At 56.6% G+C, this 21,339-nt stretch carries 14 protein-coding genes; 1 reads left to right on the top strand and 13 read right to left on the bottom strand.

Translation table 11 applies throughout. The features are described from left to right. Positions 1–2: 2 nt before the first annotated feature. From HOP44_RS07490 to HOP44_RS07435, 12 genes are all read right to left on the bottom strand, one after another. Entirely contained in the window at positions 3–635 is a 633-nt protein-coding gene (locus HOP44_RS07490) for a YigZ family protein (protein ID WP_172252062.1), read from the bottom strand. 202 nt (positions 636–837) lie between these two features. After that, entirely contained in the window at positions 838–2,193 is a 1,356-nt protein-coding gene (locus HOP44_RS07485) for a glucose-6-phosphate isomerase (RefSeq protein WP_172252060.1), read from the bottom strand. Positions 2,194–2,508: 315 nt separating this feature from the next. After that, a complete protein-coding gene (tkt, locus tag HOP44_RS07480) occupies positions 2,509–4,527 on the bottom strand; it encodes a transketolase (RefSeq protein WP_172252058.1) in 2,019 nt (672 codons plus the stop codon). 131 nt (positions 4,528–4,658) lie between these two features. Next, positions 4,659–6,125 carry a carboxylesterase/lipase family protein gene (locus tag HOP44_RS07475; protein ID WP_172252056.1) on the bottom strand — a complete coding sequence of 489 codons (1,467 nt, stop codon included), beginning with the start codon at positions 6,123–6,125 and terminating at the stop codon, positions 4,659–4,661. Between the two features lie 202 nt (positions 6,126–6,327). Then, positions 6,328–7,305, bottom strand: coding sequence for a LacI family DNA-binding transcriptional regulator (locus HOP44_RS07470; protein ID WP_172252054.1), 978 nt, complete (start codon positions 7,303–7,305; stop codon positions 6,328–6,330). A 99-nt stretch (positions 7,306–7,404) separates the two neighbouring features. Beyond that, entirely contained in the window at positions 7,405–10,758 is a 3,354-nt protein-coding gene (locus tag HOP44_RS07465; protein ID WP_172252052.1) for a GH36-type glycosyl hydrolase domain-containing protein, read from the bottom strand. A gap of 64 nt (positions 10,759–10,822) precedes the next feature. Then, positions 10,823–12,991, bottom strand: coding sequence for a glycoside hydrolase family 3 N-terminal domain-containing protein (locus tag HOP44_RS07460; protein WP_172252050.1), 2,169 nt, complete (start codon positions 12,989–12,991; stop codon positions 10,823–10,825). 209 nt (positions 12,992–13,200) lie between these two features. Continuing rightward, positions 13,201–14,817 (bottom strand): type 2 periplasmic-binding domain-containing protein, encoded by a 1,617-nt coding sequence (locus tag HOP44_RS07455; RefSeq protein WP_172252048.1) that lies wholly within the window; start codon positions 14,815–14,817, stop codon positions 13,201–13,203. A gap of 69 nt (positions 14,818–14,886) precedes the next feature. Then, positions 14,887–15,795: a carbohydrate ABC transporter permease gene (locus tag HOP44_RS07450; RefSeq protein ID WP_172252046.1), complete on the bottom strand. Its 909-nt coding sequence runs from the start codon at positions 15,793–15,795 to the stop codon at positions 14,887–14,889. 18 nt (positions 15,796–15,813) lie between these two features. Continuing rightward, the gene (locus HOP44_RS07445; protein WP_172252044.1) at positions 15,814–16,773 is read right to left on the bottom strand and encodes an ABC transporter permease; all 960 of its coding nucleotides are present in this window, start codon (positions 16,771–16,773) and stop codon (positions 15,814–15,816) included. Positions 16,774–17,000: 227 nt separating this feature from the next. Next, a complete protein-coding gene (locus tag HOP44_RS07440; RefSeq protein ID WP_172252042.1) occupies positions 17,001–18,011 on the bottom strand; it encodes a LacI family DNA-binding transcriptional regulator in 1,011 nt (336 codons plus the stop codon). Between the two features lie 534 nt (positions 18,012–18,545). Beyond that, positions 18,546–19,349, bottom strand: coding sequence for an alpha/beta hydrolase (locus tag HOP44_RS07435; RefSeq protein WP_172252040.1), 804 nt, complete (start codon positions 19,347–19,349; stop codon positions 18,546–18,548). A gap of 213 nt (positions 19,350–19,562) precedes the next feature. On the opposite strand from HOP44_RS07435, the gene HOP44_RS07430 reads away from it, so the two are divergent. Then, positions 19,563–19,775, top strand: coding sequence for a hypothetical protein (locus HOP44_RS07430; protein ID WP_172252038.1), 213 nt, complete (start codon positions 19,563–19,565; stop codon positions 19,773–19,775). Positions 19,776–19,877: 102 nt separating this feature from the next. Here the strand turns inward: HOP44_RS07430 and chrA are convergent, their stop codons facing one another. After that, positions 19,878–21,092, bottom strand: coding sequence for a chromate efflux transporter (gene chrA / locus HOP44_RS07425; protein WP_172252036.1), 1,215 nt, complete (start codon positions 21,090–21,092; stop codon positions 19,878–19,880). Between the last annotated feature and the right edge of the window lie 247 nt (positions 21,093–21,339).

Below are 21,339 nucleotides of genomic sequence, written 5' to 3'. Positions count from 1 at the left end.
CGTTATTCCCCTTCGATGTAGTAAACCGAGTCCCCTTTCGTCACTTCGGCCTGACCCTGTGTCAGATCCGTGATCCAGGAAACGAAAAGATCGGCTTCGCCCGCAGGCGGCAGGCAAAGAACGGTAACCTTGTCCGTAAACTGCGTCTCGCCCGTTCTGACTTCGCGGCTTCTCAGTTCATTCTCTACTTTGCCATGCCAGGTATAATCGATTGTAACGAACACCTGCGTATGCAGCACGCGAGTGATTTCTTCCCCGGCTTCGACTGCCGCCACAGCTCCGTCCGCGTAAGCCCGGATCAACCCTCCCGCGCCCAGCATGATCCCGCCGAAGTAACGCGTCACGACGACCGCCACGTTTTTGAGTTCCCGATTCTTGAGCACTTCCAAAATAGGCTTGCCGGCCGTTCCGCTTGGTTCTCCGTCGTCGGACTGTTTCTGAATTTCATCGCGTTCGCCGAGCAGGTAAGCCGAGCAGTTATGGGTGGCCCCGCGATGAAGTTTCTTGATTTCCTGAATAAAAGCGTTTGCTTCTTCTTCATTCCCAACGGGACGAATATGTCCGATAAAGCGCGACTTTCGAATAACGATTTCCTGCTGTCCTTCTTGTCTGACCGTTTGGTAGCGTTCCAGCATGATGGATCCGAACCTTCCTTATAGTAGAAAGCAGTTCCCCATCTTCTGCATACGCGCCATTAACGCGATGCACCCGGGTGAACTGCTTTCTTCTGCTTGGTTCCGGTTAACCGCCGTGAAGCGAATTAACCGGTGGTTATTCTCTTATTAAAACAGGAATTCACGCTGACGTAAAGATTCATGTCAGCAATATTCCGCATAATTATTCGGACAGGCGCGACTCCAGTTCGGCTTTTTCTTTCTCGAAGCCCGGTTTGCCGAGCAGGGCGAACATGTTTTTCTTGTACGCTTCAACGCCCGGCTGGTCGAACGGATTCACGCCGAGCAGGTAGCCGCTGATGCCGCAGGCTTTCTCGAAGAAGTACACGAGGTAGCCGAATGTATACGGGCTGAAGTCTTTGATGTTGACGATCAGGTTCGGAACTTGTCCGTCCGTGTGCGCCAGCATCGTGCCCTGGAACGCTTTTTTGTTGACGAAATCCATCGTTTTGCCCGCGAGGAAGTTCAGTCCGTCCAGATCGTCCGGATCTTCTTCGATCGTGATCTGCTCGGAGACGTTCTCTACCTGGATCACGGTCTCGAAGATGTTGCGGCTGCCTTCTTGAATGAATTGGCCCATCGAGTGCAGGTCGGTCGAGAAATCGACGGAAGACGGATAGATGCCTTTAAAGTCTTTGCCTTCGCTTTCGCCGAACAGCTGCTTCCACCATTCCGATACGAAGTGCAGCGAAGGCTCGTAGTTCACGAGGATTTCGGTGCCTTTGCCTTTGCGGTACAGTGCGTTGCGGACAGCCGCGTACTGATACGCTTCGTTCTCGGCCACGTTCGGGTTCGAGAACTCGTCGGACGCGTCTGCCGCACCCTGCATCATCGCGTCGATATCCACGCCGGCAGCCGCGATCGGCAGCAGGCCGACAGCCGTCAGTACGGAGTAGCGTCCGCCTACGTCGTCCGGAATGACGAACGATTCGTAACCTTCTTCGGTCGACAGTTTCTTGAGCGCGCCGCGGGCGGTATCCGTCGTGGCATAGATGCGCTTGCGGGCTTCTTCTTTGCCGTACTTTTTCTCAAGCGCCGCGCGGAAAATACGGAAAGCGATCGCCGGTTCCGTCGTCGTGCCGGATTTGGAGATCACGTTGACGGAGAAGTCTTTGCCTTCGACCAACTGCAGCAGGTGCGACAGGTACGTCGAGCTGATGCTGTTGCCCGCGAAGAACACCTGGGGCGTCTTGCGTTGGGACTTGTCCTGCACGTTATAGAACGAGTTCGTCAGCATCTCGATCGCGGCGCGCGCGCCGAGGTACGAACCGCCGATGCCGATCACGATCAGCACTTCGGAATCGCTTTGGATTTTTTCCGCCGCTTTCTTGATCCGGGCGAATTCTTCTTTATCGTAAGCTTTCGGGAGGTCGATCCAGCCGAGGTAATCGGAACCTACACCCGTTTTGTTGTGAAGCTGTTCATGGGCAAGCTTGATCGGCTCCGCGAAATAGTCGACTTCGTGCTTTCCGACGAACCCAAGTGCTTTGCTGTAATCGAAATGAACGTTTTTAGCCATAATGAAAAAGCCTCCTCTAAATTTGCTGCTTATGCGGTCAAATCTCTCAACATCCAGAACCAGCATACTGGATTTCAGGGGGACTGACAAGCCGAACCGGTCACACTCCGCCGAAGAAAATCGCCTTCCAGGGTCTAACCCGAAAACGGAATTTTCCATAAAAAACCGCCCCTGTCGTCATCCGGCCGGAGTTCATCACCGGATGCGCTCTTTCGCACGGACGCCGCAGGGGCGGGAGAAGCGAGTCTGCCACCTGACCGGAACCGTTCGGAAACGACAGGTTCCGGCCGGATGGCAAAACGGCCGCTCTTGGTTTTATTGAAGCAGTTCTTTGACTTTGGACACGACGTTTTCCGGCGTAAAGCCGTACTCTTCCATCACTTTGCCGCCCGGCGCCGAAGCACCGAACGTGTCGATGCCCAGAATCGCGCCGGCGTCGCCGACATAACGTTCCCAACCGAACGGGCTCGCCATTTCGACAGCCAGACGGGCTTTCACTTCCGGCAGGATCACGGAATCACGGTAAGCTTTGTCCTGTTTCTCGAACAGATCCCAGCTTGGCATGCTGACTACGCGAACCTGGATACCTTCTTCGGCCAGCTTGGCCTGTGCCTTGACGGCCAGCTGGACTTCCGAACCCGTTGCGAGGATCTGGGCGGCAGGCTTGCCGTCTTTTGCATCGGATACGACATAAGCGCCGCGGGACACGCCTTCCCAAGCGCCTTCGACCGTGCCTTCGAGAATCGGCAGGTTTTGGCGGGTCAGAACGAGAGCTACCGGGTTCTTCTTGTTCTGCAGCGAGTAAGCCCACGCGGCCGAAGTTTCGTTGGCATCGGCAGGACGGATGACCGTCAGTCCCGGAATGATGCGTACCGAAGCCAGCTGCTCGATCGGTTCGTGCGTCGGACCGTCTTCGCCTACGGCGATACTGTCGTGCGTCAGCACGTAAGTGACCGGCAGTCCCATCAGGGAAGCCAGGCGGATTGCCGGACGCAGGTAATCGGTGAATACGAAGAACGTACCGCCGAATACTTTGATCCCGCCGTGCAGGGCAATCCCGTTCATCGCTCCGGCCATGCCGAATTCGCGTACGCCGTAGTAGATGTTGCGTCCCGCGCGTTCCTGCGGCGTGAACACAGTAATATCGTTCAGGTGGGTCATGGTCGAGCTTTCCAGGTCCGCCGATCCGCCGAACAGCTGCGGAATGCGGTGTACGACGCCGTTCAGCGCTTTACCGGAAGCCACGCGCGTCGACATTTCTTTGTCGCCTGCTGCATACTTCGGCAGTTCTTCGTCCCATCCGATCGGAAGGTCGGCATTGAACGCCATCAGGAATTGAGCGGCAAGTTCCGGATTCTGGTTCTGGAATTTCTCGAACTGGTCATCCCAGATTTTGTTCGCCAATTCGCCTTTTTCTTTGACTTTGGCGAAATGCTCGCGGACTTCGTCCGGCACGTAGAAGTTTTCTTCATAGACCCAATTGTAGAATTCCTTGGTCAGCTTGGTTTCGTCGGAGCCGAGCGGCGATCCGTGAGGACCGGCGTGACCGCCTTTGCCCTGCTTGTTCGGGCTGCCGTAACCGATGATCGTTTTGACTTCGATCAGCGTCGGGCGTCCCGTATCCATCTTGCCCTGCTCGATCGCTTTCTCGAGAGCGTCAACGTCGTTGCCGTCTTCGACGCGCAGAACCTGCCAGCCGTAACCTTCGAATCTCTTCATGACGCTGTCCGTCAGCGACAAGGAAGCTTCGCCGTCCAGCGTAATATCGTTGGAATCGTAGAGCATGATCAGTTTGCCGAGCTGCATATGGCCGGCCATCGAAGCCGCTTCATGCGAAACGCCTTCCATCAGGTCGCCGTCGCCGCAGATCGCGTATGTGTAATGGTCGATGATTTTGAAATCGGCCTGGTTGTACACGGAAGCCGTATGCGCTTCGGCGATCGCCATGCCGACTGCCATGGCTACGCCTTGGCCCAGAGGTCCCGTCGTTGCGTCAACGCCTGCGGTATGGCCGAACTCCGGGTGACCCGGCGTTTTGCTTCCCCATTGGCGGAACTGTTTGATCTCGTCCATCGGCAGATCGTAGCCCGACAGGTGCAGCAGGCTGTACAGCAGCATCGAACCGTGCCCCGCGGACAGGACAAAGCGATCCCGGTTTACCCAGGTCGGATTGGACGGGTTATGGTTCATCGTTTTGGCGAAAAGTTGGTAACCCATCGGTGCGGAGCCCATCGGCATGCCCGGGTGGCCGGAATTCGCTTTCTCGATCGCATCGATCGAAAGGGTCCGTACGGTAGCAATCGACAAATCGTCGATTTTAATATTGTTAGCCATGTTCTTATATCCTCCTCGGTCGTTTCCGGCAGAACCGCAAACGGATTGTGAAGACTCCTGTGGTCCAGTATATCATTTTGAAACATTCATTTCCATAGGATTCGAAACAAAGCCGGAAATTTGAACGGATTTTACACGTTCAGGCCAAACAGCCGCTCCCGCTTTTCACGTTCCGGATCCTGCTGGGGCACGACCGAAGTGTCGAAAATCATCGTCGTGCGGCTCTGTGCATCGTAAGGTTCCCACGCCAGCAGCGGGGTCGAAGGGCTGCCGGAAGCCGCGAAAGCCTGCCAGGCTCCGCGCATGGCGTCGGACAGATTCTGCATGGCCGGCTCCAGGCGGATACCCATTCGCGGCAGAAGAACCATGTTGCCGAACATGAACGGAATCTCGGCGGCATGCACCGCTTTTCCGAAGAAAACGTGACCCGGCAGCGTCCAGTCGAAGCGGTACATCCATACGGGAGCATGCTGCGACTGCGCCTGAGCAAAAGCCAGAGCCGACCGCCAGAAATACAGATCGGTCATCGCGTCGGCTTGTCCTTCAAGCGTGGCGGGATAATGCAGCAGCCATTCCCCGACATCTTCCGCTCCGGTCAGAGCGCGAAGCATGCCGGTGAAAGCTTCCGGTCCCATCCGCTGCGATTCGTCCATGAAAAAGAAATGCCCTTCGTCGCGGTTGGTGCCGATGATCAGCGGAATGCCGGCGGCTTCGCCGGCGGATACCGCCTCCAGCGGTTCGACCGGCAGCGTCGCCGGCTCGACGGCCGGCTGGAACGGCAGCGACGGAAGCTCTTCGCCGCTTTCTTCCAGTCCGGCTGCGGCAATGAGCAGTTCTTCCGGCGACACCGCTTTGAGCCGCTCGAGATTGCCTCCGTCCACGCCCAGGCGGCGAAGAAATGCGGCGGATACGCTCTCGGCCGCAGCCGCAGGCAGACATTGGGCTCCGCCGCTTTGCATCACGGCTTGATGGAATAACCCTTTGGCCGCCGGCATGGCCAGCAGAGCGGCAATGCTCATCGATCCGGCGGATTCTCCCATCACCGTTACGCGGCCCGAGTCGCCGCCGAACGCCCCGATATGTTCTTTTACCCATTTTAGCGCCGCCGCCTGATCCAACAGTCCGACATTCGATTCAAATCCTTCTCCAAGCGGAGCAAGGTGCAAGAATCCGAGCGGCCCCAAGCGGTAATTGACCGTGACGACGATACAATCGCCCCGCAGGGCAAGCTGGGTACCGTCGTAAAGCGGAAGGCTCGAGGCCCCGGAAGTGAAACTTCCTCCGTGAATCCAGACGATGACCGGCAGATTTGTGCGTTCGCCTTCGGGCGCCCATATATTCAAATAGAGACAATCTTCCGACATGCCGGGGTGATCCGAACCGAACAGCGACGTTTCCGGAGGCTTCGGCTGCGGACAGATCGGCCCGAATGCCAGGGCATCGCGAACCCCTTCCCAAACCTCAGGGGCTTGGGGAGCACGGAAACGCAGCTCTCCCAACGGAGGCTTTGCGTAAGGCACTCCTTTCCACACGGAGGCACCGTTCCATGATGCGCCGCGCAGGGCGCCCTGCTTCGTTTCTATCACTATATTCTCCATCGTCTCTCCTGCCTTTCCCGCATCGAACGACTGATTTCCTGTCTTCTTCATTTAAACATACGGCGCGGGGCCCATTCAAATGAGACGAACGAAAAGATCTTTGTGCGCAGCCCAAAAGGCGCGCTTTCCCCAAACGGGAAAGCGCGCCTAATCCGGCAGCGATGCACGGCCAAACCGCCCAAACGGGTCGGCTGCGGAGCTTTTATACCGGCCGCTTCAACGTGCCGACCGAGCCGCCTTCGACCAATTTGACCTGTAGGCGCTCATGTTCGATCTGATTTCCGGCCAAAATCTTGAGCAGGTGTTCGGCTGCCGCCGCTCCCCACTTGGCCCGCGAGTAATCGACCGTGGCCAGTCTCGGCTGCAAATATTGGGTCAGTTCGATATTGTCGAAACCGATCAAATGAATATGTTCGCCGATTTTGAGTTCCTTGCCGGCCAGCGCGTTCGATATGCCGACTGCCATCTCGTCGTTAAGGCAGAACACCGCGGCCGGTTCTTTGTATTCTTCGATAATCTGCTGCGCGGCAAGCACGCCGCCCTTTTTCTCGAAGTTGCTGCGAATCTCCGTCAGCTTGATCTCCGGATTGCTGTCTGCAATCTGCCTGACGGCCGCAAGCCGCTGATTCGAATCGTACGAATCTTCCGGCCCCGTGACCACATACACATTGCGGTGTCCGTGGTCGAGCAGATAACGCATGGCCGCTTCGGCGCCCGAATGGTTGTCGAGCAGGACCCGGTTGATATTCGGATGGATCAGCTCCCGGTCCAAGACGACGATCCGGTGGCCCCGGTCCGCATAACGCAAAATTTCTTCGCTGTCGAAGCCGGAATCGAGAATAATGGCCCCGTCGATCATCCGCTCCGGCAGCATCCGATGCGACTGAATGCCGCTGCAGACGATCATATCGTACCCTTCGCGGTTCAGCACCTCTTTGACACCGTCCAACAGATCGCCGTACACTTCGCCGCGAAAATCGGTCAAGAATACGCCAATGATACGGGATTCTCGCTTCTTCAGCGTGCGCGCCGCAGCATTCGGTACGTAATTCAGCTCTTCGGCAATGGCCAGGATACGCGAACTGGTCTCGTCCGTCACCTTGCTGCTGCCGTTTAACGCGTAAGACACCGTCGAAATCGATACTCCCGCCTTTTTGGCGATATCCTTGATACTAACCAATCTGCTCGCTCCCCTGTCTGGTTGCCTTTTTCTACCTATACCCATATAACAGACAACAAAGGCGATCCGTCAAGATCGCCTTGTTGTTTTTCTATAATATCACACAAAAATCTCGATAATGTTGCGTTTCGGAGCCGCCGCGGCTTCAAATTCGGCGCGGCCGATCCGGATCCCGCCTTCGCGGTAACGGTTATCGCCGGCACGCTGGCCGATTTCCCGGCCGTTCAATTTCACGACACCCGAGATCCCTGTGCCGATCCGGTAGACGAACGTAGCCGGAATTCCGTCGTAGCTGAAGTCCAGGTTCAGACCGTCGAGCGAAGCCGGCAGCACCGGATCGACGATCAAATCCCCGCCGTCCTGACGAATGCCCAGCACGTTGCCGATCAGCTGGTTCATGTAGATCCCGGGACCGCTGGAATAGATTCTCCATCCGCCCTTGACGGCTACATCGCCGCTTTTCAGTTCGCCGAAGCGCTCCTGCGCTTCATAGCGGTCATTGAACTTGCCGTCCGAGCTGCTGAAGTAGGAATTGCTCTGACGCAGCTCCGCGTTCGGTACGACGTCTTTGATGCCGACCGGGTTGATAATCGCCAGACCGTTCCAGGTCTCGTCGGACAATCCCAGTTTCGCCATCGCTTCGACGTAGCGGATATGGGCGTGCACATACTGCAGTCCGATCTCGCGTCCGAAGTTCGAAGCCTGCTCGGCGCGTTTGAAGTGGGTACTGACGCCGCCCGCATACTGGGCAGGGCGGTTCATGAGACGCACGCCGTCCGGGCAGAAGAACTCGTGCTTGATCAGCTCGTAATGCGCCTTCGCCTGCTCCGGCGTGAGGAGTTCCCCGATCATGCTGCGCGTCATCGGCAGCAGGCGGTAGGAAATGCCCGTCTCCGTGTCGCTCGGATGCAGCATCGGCTTCGGCTTGTCGGCTTCTTCCATGTACACGAAGCCCGGAATGACGTCCGTGTTCAGCATGTAGCGTCCGAAGTCGGCGCGGATCCCTTCGGCCATGGCGGCCAATTCCTGCGCAAACGCCGCATCGGCATCCCGCAGCGCGGAAGACAGCACATTGACCGTTTGGTACGTCAAAGCAACGGTCCAACTGCTCACCATGTACTGCTTGAGCTGGGCGTTCGCCGGCTGGAGCGTATCGTCCCAGTCGCCGTCCCCGTACGAAGACAGGAACGTGCCATGCAGGAAATTGTTTTTGATATAGGCGATTTCTTTTTTGGCATGATCCAGAATCGTATGCTCGTCTTGGGTGAAACCGAATTCGTGCTTGACGGTATACGGTACTTTTTCCGACAAAATGCCGAAGTCCCGCGTCGTTTTCAAGTAGTCGCCCAGTACTTTGAGCGGCCAGACGATGATGTCACCGTGGCTTTCTTCCTGCTGGATGGCAAAATATTTGTCGAACATGAACCACTGCGGCCATGCGCCGTCGTCTTCGTACTGGTGCGAGTAGACGGTCTTCAGAATGTCTTTGACCTGTCCGTATTTCTGCGTCGCCATAAAGTATTCGACCGGTCCCTGGCAGACGTCGCGCGTTCCCCATGCCGCTCCGCCGTACTGCTCCAGGCCGTGCGGGGACGAGTAATGGACGAGCATGTTATGCGTGTACCACCAGGCCAGCGCGTTCACCTTGAACAAATCTTCGTGGGTGCTGCTGCCGTCTTTGGACAGATTGAATCCGTTCATGACGTCTTTGTAGAATGCCCGGTAGTTGACGATTTCTTCGTCCAGCGAACGTTCGGCAAAAGGAATCTCCGCGCCGTCCAGCAGTCCCTGAAGCGTAAGCGTCCAGTTCGCGCTCGGTTCGATCGCAAGCGTCACAAGCGAAGCGTCGCCCGAGTCGATACCTTCGGCAAGTAGGGTCTCGTCGCCCACTGCGCCCGAAGCGCCGTCCACTTTCATCCGGAAAGCAAGTTCCGGGTAAGAGCCTGCGCTGAGCGAAGCCGAGTCGGCGGTAAAGGTCAGTACGCCGCCCTGCTCCGTCATATGCAGCGGGAATTCGTATTCGTTCACGTTCATCGTGATCTGCGTCGTCACCAGGTAACGGTACGCTCTGCCGCTCTGCGAGCTCACGCTCAGGCGGACTTCCGGGCTGTCCACGGTGGTAAAGCCCGTTACGATGATCGTGTCGGCTTCCGTCTTGTACGTCCAGCGGACGTAGTTGAACCCGATCTCGAACAGCGACGGCATCGTCAGCAGGCGGTACTGTCCTTCAAGCTCGATATAGATACGCTGTCCGGCCGTTTTCGGCACGTTGAGCGCGCTGCGCATATTGCTCATCATTTTGTTGAAGTTGGTGTTGCCCAGAACGACCTGCGAGTTGAACACGCCGTACATGTAGGATGTGCTTGCGAGTACCGGTACGCCGAATTCCACGTTGCCGCCGCTCATCAGGATATGGCCGTGCGGCCGCTCGACAAGGCGTTCTTTTTCTTTTAATACCACATGTTCGTACGTATCCGTGAAGAAAGCCAGCAGTTTGCCGTTCTCGCGTTCTTCCTGGTAGCGGTTCGGGAACAGGCCCGCCACTTCTTCTTCCGTCAGATCAAGCGTCTGCAGCGGTTCGCCGATCGACGGTTTGATCGATACGGACGGGAGCGATTCCAGCTCGCCGGACGGTTCCGCTTCGTAGGATTCCCAGGCCGACTGCACGTCGCCCGCGAATTCGAGCTCGGAGATCGCGGACGGATGGTCGGCACGGTGCAGACCGTAGAAGACGAAGCGCGCTTCGCCGCTCAGGGCCACAAGTTCCGATTGCAGAGCCGTATAGGCGAATTCGTACTGGTACACTTCGTTTGCCAGCTGGCCGCGGGTCAGCGATTCCGGCACATTCGTTTCTTTGTACGATTTGCCGAAGAATTGGAAGCCGTCGGTCGAATAACCGGCTGCGCGGGTCAGCGAACCCTGCTGCATGTACGGGAACGCTCCGCCCTGCGGCTGGTTCTGGCGGGAGCAGACGACATACCCTCTGCTCTCGTCTTCGAACACCGTGTGGTCGATATACTGCGACAGATACGCTTCGTTGCTGCGCACCGCGCCCGGATCGGCGTTGCCGACATCCTGTCCGTAGACGAGGTCGATATTGACTCCGTCGCCGGAGGCTTTCACATCCCAGAACCAGACATCACGATCCGTCACGGCAAACGTAACGGTGTAGTCGACATTCTCGGCGCGTCCTTCCCAGACGATTCTGCGGTCTCCGCGGCTGACTTTGCTGGCCGAACGGATCCCGAGCAGCGGATAGAAAGAAATGCCGGATTCCCGGTGAAAACGCAGGTACAGATTGTTGAGCGATCCGTCGAGCGGGCTCGACAGCAGCTGATTGAGCATGGTACGTCCGCCAAGCGCCTGGTACAGGTCGCCGCTCGGCCAGAAAGTGAAGTTCAGGCTTCCCGCCTGAACGCTGAATTTCGAATTGGGATTTGCGATCGTCGTCATGAATGAATTCACTCCTATATCTATCTTTTTTCAATCTTGTGCGGGCAGTCGTTTCGTTCGAAAGTCAGCTGTCGGCCAGCACAAACGAACCCTGCAGCGTATCCAGGCTGCTGCGGCCGACGAAAACGTCAAACCGGCCCGGATCGCTTGTGAAGCTCAGATCCGAATGATGGTAGCGAAGCTGCTCTTCACCGAGGGTGAAGACGGCGGTTCCCCGCTCTCCCGGCGCCAGATCCAGCTTGACAAAGCCTTTCAATTCGCGTACCGGACGCACGACTTCGCCCGAGATATCGCGGATATACAGCTGCACGGTCTCGGTGCCGGCGCGGCCGCCGGTATTGGTGACGTCGACACTGACGGTAAGTCGGGAATCGTTCGTCATCCGCTCCGACGACAGCTTCAAGCTGCCGTATTCGAACGTCGTATACGACAAGCCGAACCCGAACGGCAGCAGCGGATCGTTCGGTGCATCGAGATACTGCGAGACGTAGCGGACCTGGGCGTCTTCCGCTCCAAGCGGACGGCCCGTATTGAAATGATTGTAATAGACCGGCACCTGGCCGACCGAATGCGGGAAAGACATGCTCAGGCGGGCCGACGGGTTCACGGCACCGATCAGGATGTCCGCGACCGCCGCTCCGCCTTCGCTGCCCGGGAACCAGGCTTCGACGACCGCGCCAAGCTTGTCGTATACGCCGTGCAGATCAAGAGGACGCCCGTTGAACAGGACGGCCGCGGACGGCTTGCCGATCCCGGCGATCCGGGCAACCAATTCAAGCTGTGCCTGCGGCAGACGGATATCGGTCCGGCAGCCGGCTTCGCCGCTCATCTCGGAGGCTTCGCCAAGCGCCAATACGATTACGTCGGCCTGAGCCGCCGCTTCCAGAGCCTGCCGGAGCTGCTCCGGCGTGCCGGTCTCGATACCGCAGCCTTCGGCGACAATCAGCCGGCCTTCGCCCAGGCGTTCGGCCAGCGCGCTGCCCAGCTTGACGGCATCGTCCGTCGAACCTTCCCAAGACCAAGGTCCCAGAATATCGCCGCTCTGGGCAAAGGGACCGATCAGCGCCACCTTCGCTTCTGGTTTAAGCGGCAGCACGCCGTCGTTCTTGAGCAGGACGGTGGACTTCGTCGCCAGTTCGTACGCCGCCTTGCGGTGTTCGCGGCTGAAGACCACTTCCGCTTCGCGCTCGGGACTTGCGCCCCGATGCGGATTGTCGAACAATCCCAGCTTGTTCTTGAGCTGAAGAATACGCAGGACCGATTCGTCGATCAGCGTTTCGTCCACGCTTCCGCTCCGTACCAAACCCGGCAGCTCGTGCACGTAGCAGGCGGTCATCATCTCGATATCGACGCCGGCGCGGATAGCGCGGTAAGCCGCTTCGCGTTCGTCTTCGGCGACGCCGTGCGGAATCAATTCCTTCACGGCGCCCCAGTCGGAGATCAGTACGCCGTCGAACTTCCATTCTTCGCGCAGCAGACCGCGCATCAATTTCTCGTTGGCGCTGGCCGGGATGCCTTCGATCGTATTGAACGAAGTCATGACCATTTCGCAGCCTTCGTCGAGCGCGGCTTTGTAAGCCGGCAGATAATATTCGCGCAGTTGGCGTTCGGACAAATCGACCGTATTGTAGTCGCGGCCGGCTTCCGAAGCGCCGTAGGCGGCGAAATGCTTCACGCACGCGGCGACGCGCTCGGATTCGTTCTTCAGGTCTTCACCCTGCAGGCCGCGGACGAACGCCCTCGCAAACAGGCTGTTCAGATATGGATCTTCGCCTGTCGATTCCATGACGCGTCCCCAGCGGGGATCGCGGACGAGATCGACCATGGGCGCAAAAGTTACATGTATACCGGAAACGGCCGCTTCGCGCGCCGCAATCTCCGCGCTTTTCTCGGCCAGTTCCGTATCCCAGGAACAGCCGATAGCAAGCGGCACCGGGAAAATGGTCTTGAAGCCGTGCACAATATCCGCCATGAACAGCAGAGGAATTCCATGCGGATTGTTTCGAAGATAAGCTTCCTGTACGGCGATCGCGCCGGACGCGCCCGCGTAGCCCAGGATAGAGCCGCTGCTTGCGACCATGGAATCCGTGATTCCCATCGCCTGCATCGGTCCGGTAATCTGGCCCCCGTCGTTGGCCCCTTCATAGAAAGGTGCGGCGAGCTGGACCAATTGCGCGATTTTTTCTTCCAGCGTCATCGTGCCGATCAGATCGAGAAGCTGCTGATTGTCCATACCGAGTCCTCCAAGCTTTCTAAATGTAATGGTTGGTTTCTTCATTTACGGCGTGTACGCAAACCGATAACCTGCCTGCGGCTTGCGTACATGCCCTAGAAGAAGAAAACCCGGTTCGTGCGGAACTTCCGCGCGCACCGGGTTTTTCATAAGGCCGGTCCGACAGGCGTAATGCTTCCCGGGCCGGAGTGCTGCTGGTTATATCTCTTTTATTTCGCGAATTCTTTGTTCAGTTCTTCGATTACCGGTTGAACGATCGACTGCTTGCTTTCTACCCACTTCTTCCAGTTGGCTTCCAGATCGCCCGGCTGCAGAATCAGGTTGGCGTATTCGGTTTCGTAAGTGAAGTTCGCCTGGTCTTTCGCTTTGGAATTATAGAGTTGGAAGTCCCAATCGTAGGCAGCCATCGCGCCGTTCGCATCGGTGCTCATTTTCGCTTTTTCTTTGTACAGTTCGACCGAACGCTCGCGGAATTCTTTTTTGATTGCCGGGTTGATCACGCTGAAGTCGTCACCCAAGACATACAGACCTTCGAAACGGCCCGGGTATTTGTCTTCAAGCGTGGTGCCTTCCGGCAGCGTACTTACGATCTCGCCGTTTTCTTCTTTCCAGTCCTCGCCTTCGAAGCCCAGATTCAGCAAACGCTGCGCGTCGTCGGATACGGAGTATTCAACCATGTCCATGATCCGCTCGAATTTTTCTTGAGAGATGTCCGGCGAGAACACCAGAGACGACCAGAAGTTGACTTGCTCCAGATTGCGGTATTTGCCGTCTTCGCCAATAACCAGCGCTTCGTGCACCACGTCGGAGCTTTCCAATTTCAGGTTCTTTCTCATGTCGGTATCCATCTCTTGTCTGTACGAAGCCAGACCGCCCAGGCCGCCGACTGCGGAAACGCCTGTTACTCTGAACGCGTCGCGTCCTTCATTGTTTTTCCAGGTATAGAATTCCGGATCAAGCAGACCGTCTTTGTAAGCTTTTTGCATCAGTTTCAGGCCGTCAAGAGTCGATTCATCCGCCGGTCCCCATTTGTATTTGCCGTCTTCGCCTTTGTAGAAAGCGGACTCGACGCGGGAGTGCTCGTTGTTCGCCATCATGAATCCGGTCAGCAGATCGCCTGCGTTAAAGGACATCGGGACCATCTTGGAACCGACTTTGCCCGGGTCTTTTTCTTTGACCAGTTTGGCGAATTCCATCAGTTCGCTCATTTTATAGGCATCTTTCAGTTCGAAGCCGACTTCTTTCGCCCAGTCCTTGCGGATTGCGACGACGCCGATTTGGTTCAGCAGCGGATCGGCCGGCTGGTTTTTGAAGTAGACCGGTTTAGGCAGAACGTAAGTGCCGCCGACTTTTTCTTCGAGACGGTCGCCCAGACCCGTCGTTGCGTAAGCTTTGGCGGTTTCCGGCCAACGCTCTTTCCAGTCGTCCGGGAACTTGTAGAACAGGCCCTGGTCGATATAGTTCATCGCGTCCCCGTTCACGTAGTTCCAGCTCGCGAAGTCCGGCAGATCGCCGGAGTTGATCCAGAGACGCATTTTTTCCGGCCAGGAATCCCAGTCGATGTAGTTGTAATCCCATTTGATATTGAATTTGTCGGTAAAGAATTTGTGGAACTTGTCATCCATTTTGGCTTTCGATACGTCCGTTACGCTGGCATACGAGATGGTCTGAGTGTCTTTGTACGTTCCATCCTCGTTCTTGGCATCCGCGGTTCCCGTTTTGGAATCGCCGGAACCGCCGCTGCCGCAGGCCGTTACAAGCACCATCATGACGGACAGTGCAAGCAGAAACAGCGCTTTGACCGAAAACATCTTGTTCGCTTTCATGTTTTACCCCCATTGTTCAATAAGATTTGAAAAGCCTTTTTGTACCCTTGCAAATCTATTATCGTATCATCAGGTCTTGATAGCCCCTGTCAATACCCCTTTGGCGAAGTGCTTCTGCAGCAGCGGGAAGAAAGCCATGATCGGAACCATGGTTACGAATACCGCCGCCATTTTCATACCCGTCGAGAAAGACTGCGTCATGCCCTGGCCGACGCTGGTCGCGTTGGAGGCATTGGTTTGCGATTCGACGATGATCGCCCGCAGCACATTCTGCAGGGGAAGCTGATCGGCCTTGCGCAGGAAGATCATGGCATCGTACCAGCTGTTCCAGAACGCGACCCCGTAGAACAGGGCGATGGTCGCCATGATCGGAGCGGCCAGCGGAAGAACGATAGAGGCCAGGATTCGCCATTCGCCTGCGCCGTCGAGTCTCGCGGATTCCATCAGCGATTCCGGCAGCCCCTGGAAATAGTTCATCATCAGAATCATGTTGAATACGCTGAAGCTCCCTGTCAGAATGACGGCCCAGAGCGAACCGGTCAGATGCAGGTCTCTCATGACCAGGTACAGAGGCACGATGCCGCCGTTGAAGATCATGGTGAACAAAATAAGGAAGAAAATCGGCTTTTTGCCCGGGAATTTCGGACGGCTCAGGCCGTAGGCCATACTCACCGTCAAGAACAGGCTCAGCGGTAGGCCCGCTGCCATAAGTTTGATCGTGTTCCAGTAGCCGGTTCCGATACTTCCGTCCGCGAACAGCGCTTTGTAGGAAGCGAGCGTCGGATCTTTCGGCCACATCAGCAGCGGGTTCGCGGCGTATTCTTTCTGCGTTGCGAACGAAATCATGATGACGTTCCAGAACGGAACCAGGATCGACAGGGCGCCGAGCGTCAGAATTACGAAAATGATGTAATCCATAAGGCCCATTCGGCTTGTGCCCACTTTTACTTTTTTTGTTTTTCTCGCCAAAGTACTCATTGGGTTCGTTCTCCTCTCTTATCGGAACAGGCCGTCTCCGCCCATCCATTTCGCCGCCCGGTCGGCCAGCAGCAGCAGGACCATGTTCACTACGGAACGGAACAAGCTGACCGCGGTCGAGAACCCGAAGTCCGTCGAGGACTGGAACGTGATCCGATAGATGTATACGTCGAGTACCTGCGATACGTTTTGCGTGGCGGCGTTCGCCAAGTTGAAGATCTGGTCGAAGCCGGAAGACATCAGTCCGCCGACCGACAGGATGAACATGATCGTTACCGTCGGCATGATATTCGGAAGCGTGACCCGGAACATCTGCTGCATCCGCGTCGCACCGTCGATCTGCGCCGCTTCGTACTGTTCCTGATCGATGCCGGAGATGGCTGCCAGGAACACGATCGCGCCCCAACCGGTCGACTTCCAGATATCGGTCAGGATAATCATCGGATAAAAGTTCTGTTCGGAACCGAGGAAGTTGATCGTCGGCAGACCGAGCAGCGCAAGCAGGCTGTTGACGAAACCGTCATAGGCCAACACGTTGATGATAATACCCGATACGATAATCCACGACAGGAAGTGCGGGAACGTAAAGGCCGTTTGCAGCACTTTCTTATAACGTCTCATCCGCAGCTCGTTCAGCAGCAGGGCGAGCAGGATCGGGAACGGGAACGTAATGAACAGTTTGATGATGTTTACGTACAGCGTCCGCCATACCGCGTCCAGGAACGCCGGATCGCGGAATACGTACATGAAGTTTTCCAATCCGGTCCATTCGCTGCCCCAAATGCCGTCGTTCGCGCGATAATGCTTGAAGGCCAGCGACAATCCGCCCATCGGCAGATACGAGAACAGGATCAGCCAGATCAAACCGGGAATAAGCAGCGTGTACGTCATTCGGTACTTCCAGATCTCTACGAATAATCTCTTGAACTTCGATTGTTCCCCTTTGGACGAGCCCGGGGATATAGCTGCGGGTTTCACACGACATCTCCTCACTCTACTTGGGTCTGATAATGCTTTGAAAAAGAAACGGCCGAGCCGCTGTCTGCCCTACAGACGAATCGTTTCGATCAGCGCAGGACAACGGCCGATTCCGCGGGAGCGGTTTCAGCAAGCGGTTGCTTGCATCTCCGATGCGAAACGTTCCGGTGACCGCTTCATGCCGGAAGGGGCGGCGGGAAGCCCGGCTCCCCGGCTCCCCTGCTCCTTCAATTGATCTTCCGGCTGGAGCCGCGCTTGACGAGCATGGATTCGAATACCACATGTCGGTTCGCCGTCTCTCCCGCAATCAGATCGAACAAAATCTCGACGCTGACATGGGCCATTTCGACTCCCGGCTGACTGACGGTATCGAGCGACGGATGATAGTATTCCGCCATTTCGATGCCGTCGAATCCGACGACCGAAACATCGCCAGGAATGGACAGGCCGGAGGAGAGAACCGCTTTCGCGGCGCCAATCGCAATCGCGTCCGAAGCGGCGAACATGGCCGTAACGCCCAGATTTTTGTTCAGCAGGCGTTTGGCGGCCGCGAAGCCGAAGCTCGGCGCGTACTCGCAATCTTCAACGAGCGCCGGATCGTATTCGATTCCGTGCTCTTCAAGCGCTTTCTTGTAACCAAGCAGCCGTCGGCTGCCGATCGTATTCTCCCGGAAAGGAAATCGGGCCAGAAAACAGATGTGGCGATGCCCCAGCGAAATCAGATAGCTTGTCGCTTTGTAGGCGCTCTGCACATCGTCGATCGATACGCTGGAAAAAGCGGACGGATCAACGTCCTTCAAGGTGGTGATCGTGGTCAGGACAAAAGGGACGCCGAGCTGCCGGAACTCTTCTTCGGAATGATCGTACGTCCCGCCCATAAAAATGACGCCGTACAGATTCTTTTCCTTGATGAGCTGCATGGCCGCACCGACTTCATCCACTCCGTCTTCAACCTGCTGAATCATCAGCGGGCAGCCCCGGAGATGCACCTGACGTTCGACTTCCTTGATCATGTTGGCGAAAAAGGGATTGGAAATGCCTTTCACCATCAATGCGATCGTGTTGGACTGGATCTTCTTCAGGTTGCGTGCGTTGCTGTTGGGCACATAATTGTACTTCTTGACCACAGACAGCACCCTGGCACGGGTCGTATCGCTGACTACGCCGCTGTTGTTGAGCACTCTCGATACCGTAGATATGCCCACGCCGGAAATTTTCGCAATGTCCTTGATGTTCATCTCGTTTGCCGCTTCACCTCGGTTGTAGAACGTCTGTAAGACTTCGCAAGCCGGTGCCTCCATGAACGTTTGAAATTCATAGGAAACGTTTCCCGCAATTCAGGAAACGCTTTCTAAGCTCGTCGAATCGTTTCGATACACATCATAAACCCGAATATTAGAAGTGTCAATACGGTTTTTTTGAAATTCGCAAAACGAAAAACCGCTTTCCGGGAACGAATGGACTCGTCATGGCAGTAAAACCGGGCGTTCCGTCAAAATAAGAACAGGTAAGCGGTTCCAATTTGTTTTTTGTATTGGTGCCGCTGTCAGGAATACCCTCGAATCGAATGTTTCCCTTCTTTTGCAGGAAACGTTTCCACCTCCTTTTCACTGTTCATTCACCTGTCCGAATTTTGCTGAATCACCATTTCGCAAAAAATGCGCAGCGCAAAACAAGAACCTTTCCACACTTATGCCGGCAAAAAAAGAAGAAGGCGGTCCGCTTCTTGGCGGGGCCTTCTTGCTGTACAAATGCGGTCCGACTCCGTCCGGTCACACCCGGTCGGCAAATCCGTTGAGTTTTAACCACGATGCGCATTGGCCTGTCCAATGACGGACATGCTCATCCCCGCCGGCCATCCCCATACCGTGTCCGCCGAGAGCATAGACATGCAGATCGAACGGCACGCCGCTGCGCCCGAGAGCCGAAGCGAACCACAGGCTGTTCTCTACCGGAACAAGACCGTCTTCAGAAGTGTGCCACAGGAAAGTCGGCGGCGTATCCGCAGTCACATTGCGTTCGCTCGACAGCGCATCGATGTCCGCAGGCGATGCATCCGCACCCAGCAGCGCCGTACGCGATCCTTCATGGGTATAAGGTTCGCTCAGCGTAATCACCGGATAGCACAGCATCAGCAGATCCGGCCGGCTGGAATACCGTTCGATCGGATCGGTCGCATCCGCAGTTCCCGCATCATGCAGCGTCCCGGCCGTCGAAGCCAGATGTCCGCCGGCCGAGAAGCCCAGTACGCCGAGGCGGTCGGGATCGACGCCAAACTCTTCCGCACGGTGACGCACCGTGCGCACGGCGCGCTGAACATCCGACAGCGCGCTCGGATACCGGTAAGGAGCCACGCGGTAGCGCAGAACGAAAGCCGAGATTCCCAGCGTGTTCAGCCAGAGCGCAATCGGCTCTCCTTCGTGATCGGCGCGAAACTCATATCCGCCGCCCGGGCAAACGATTACGGCCGCCCGGCCTCCTCCTTCCACCAGATAAGGAAAAATCGCAGGCACGTCTTCATCGGTCGTTCCGGCAGCGTCCGGTGCGCCGTCCGGCCATAATATTACGGCATTCATTCGTTCACCCTCCTGAAATTCGCTTCCTGCTTCCGTTTTATTATACGCGCTATTGGCCCGACCGAAAGGGGTTTCGACAAAAATAGAGGCGCTTGGTCTCTGCTCGACTTCGACAATCGGCCGGTGCATCGTTCTTCCCGTTTTGTTTTGTGTTAAAATAACTTCATATGCCCGCGCAGCAAAACAAGAACCGATACCGAGAGGAGGACGGACATGGCTACCAACCGAAGGCTCGAAACGGATACGGATTTCCAGGAAACCCTGGAGCAGGAAAGAACCGTCCGGGTATTCCGCGACGACGAGATGATCAACCCGGGAGGGCTGATTATCCGGTTTGACTCTTCCATGGTCGCGGTCCAGTCGAGCGTCAGCGATCTCGATTATTACGACCGGCAGCAGTGCGAATTCTACGAGCTGAGACGTTAATACGAATACTCCAAAAAAAGAGAGCGGCCGCAATCATGGGGTCCGCTCTTTTTGGAATGTCTATTTCCGTCCATATTTCCGCCGGATCCGAACCGAAAACCGCTATCCGTAAAACATCCCCGGTATCCATCCGCCCGCCGCTCCAAGCGCCACCACGATCCAGGGCGGCGTTTTCCAGAACACAAGCAGTGCAAACAATCCCGCCGCTCCTGCGAAATCCACAGCCGAACGGATGGTCGAAGTCCAAAGAGGATCGTACAGGGCAGCCAGCAGAATGCCGACGACCGCCGCATTGACTCCAAGCAGAGCTTGCTGGACCCTTCTATTCTGCCGCAGCGTGCTCCAAAAAGGCAGAGTACCGGCGATCAACAGAAAAGCGGGCAGAAAAATGGCGACCGTACCGATCAATGCCCCTTTCAGGCCGCCGATCATCCAGCCCAGATAAGCCCCGAACGTAAACAGCGGGCCGGGAACGGCCTGCGCCGCTCCATAACCGGCCAAAAAGTCGCCTGCGCCGATCCAGCCCGTCGGAACGACTTCCCGTTCAAGCAGAGGCAGCACCACATGTCCGCCGCCGAATACCAGTGCCCCCGCCCGGTAGAAACCGTCGGCCAATCCCAGCCCGATTCCGCTTCCCGAAGCGCGCAGGATCGGCAGTCCCAGCAGCAGTACGGCAAACAGGATCAGACAGAAGACGGCAAACTTCCTGCCGACCGGAACGGACAGCTCGGGAATATCGGGCTCCTGCGCACGCAGGAGCAGCAGACCTCCGGCTGCCGCCGCGGCAATGACCGCGATCTGGATAAAAGCCGACGGCCACAGCAGCACGGCTGCGGCGGCGAGCACCGCAAAGGTCGCCCGTGCGCGATCCGGCGCGAGGCTTCTGCCCATCCCAAGCAGTGCCTGGGCCACGACCGCAACCGCGGCGATCTTCAATCCGTGAATCCAGCCGGCTCCCGCTATATTGAAATGCTGGACAAACACGGCAAACGCGATCAGCAGCAGAATCGACGGCAGCGTAAATCCGATCCAGGCCGCCAACCCGCCGAGCAGACCTCCCCGCACGATCCCGATTCCGATCCCGACCTGACTGCTGGCCGGCCCCGGCAGAAACTGGCACAGCGCGACAAGTTCGGCGTAACTTCGTTCATCCAGCCAGCTGCGCCTGCGCACATATTCCTCGCGAAAATAACCCAGATGGGCAATCGGTCCGCCGAACGAAGTCAGACCCAGTTTGGCCGATACCGATAAAATTTCCAGCAGCCTGGCCGATGTTCCGGGCAGCGGTTTGGATGAAGGATTCGTATCGATCTTCATGGAAACTCTTCCTTCCTTGGTGCCTTTTCTTCCTTTATAGCGAGAAGGACCGATCTTTTCCAGTCTTTTTTGTCAAAAAAAGAAACGGTTTTTGTAAATCCGGCACTTTTTTCGATAGATGTCACCTTCGAATCAGCCGAAAAGAATACAAAAACCGCCGAAAACCCGGCCGCTTCCGATCGGAAGCGAAGGTTCTCGGCGGTCTGTTTCTTTCAAACGGTTCTCTGCTCTGCGCCGCGGCAGCGTC

Source organism: Saccharibacillus deserti (assembly GCF_013618475.1).
Lineage (GTDB): Bacteria > Bacillota > Bacilli > Paenibacillales > Paenibacillaceae > Saccharibacillus > Saccharibacillus deserti.
Note: the sequence above shows the minus strand (reverse complement) of the source record. Positions and strands in the feature narration are given on the sequence as shown.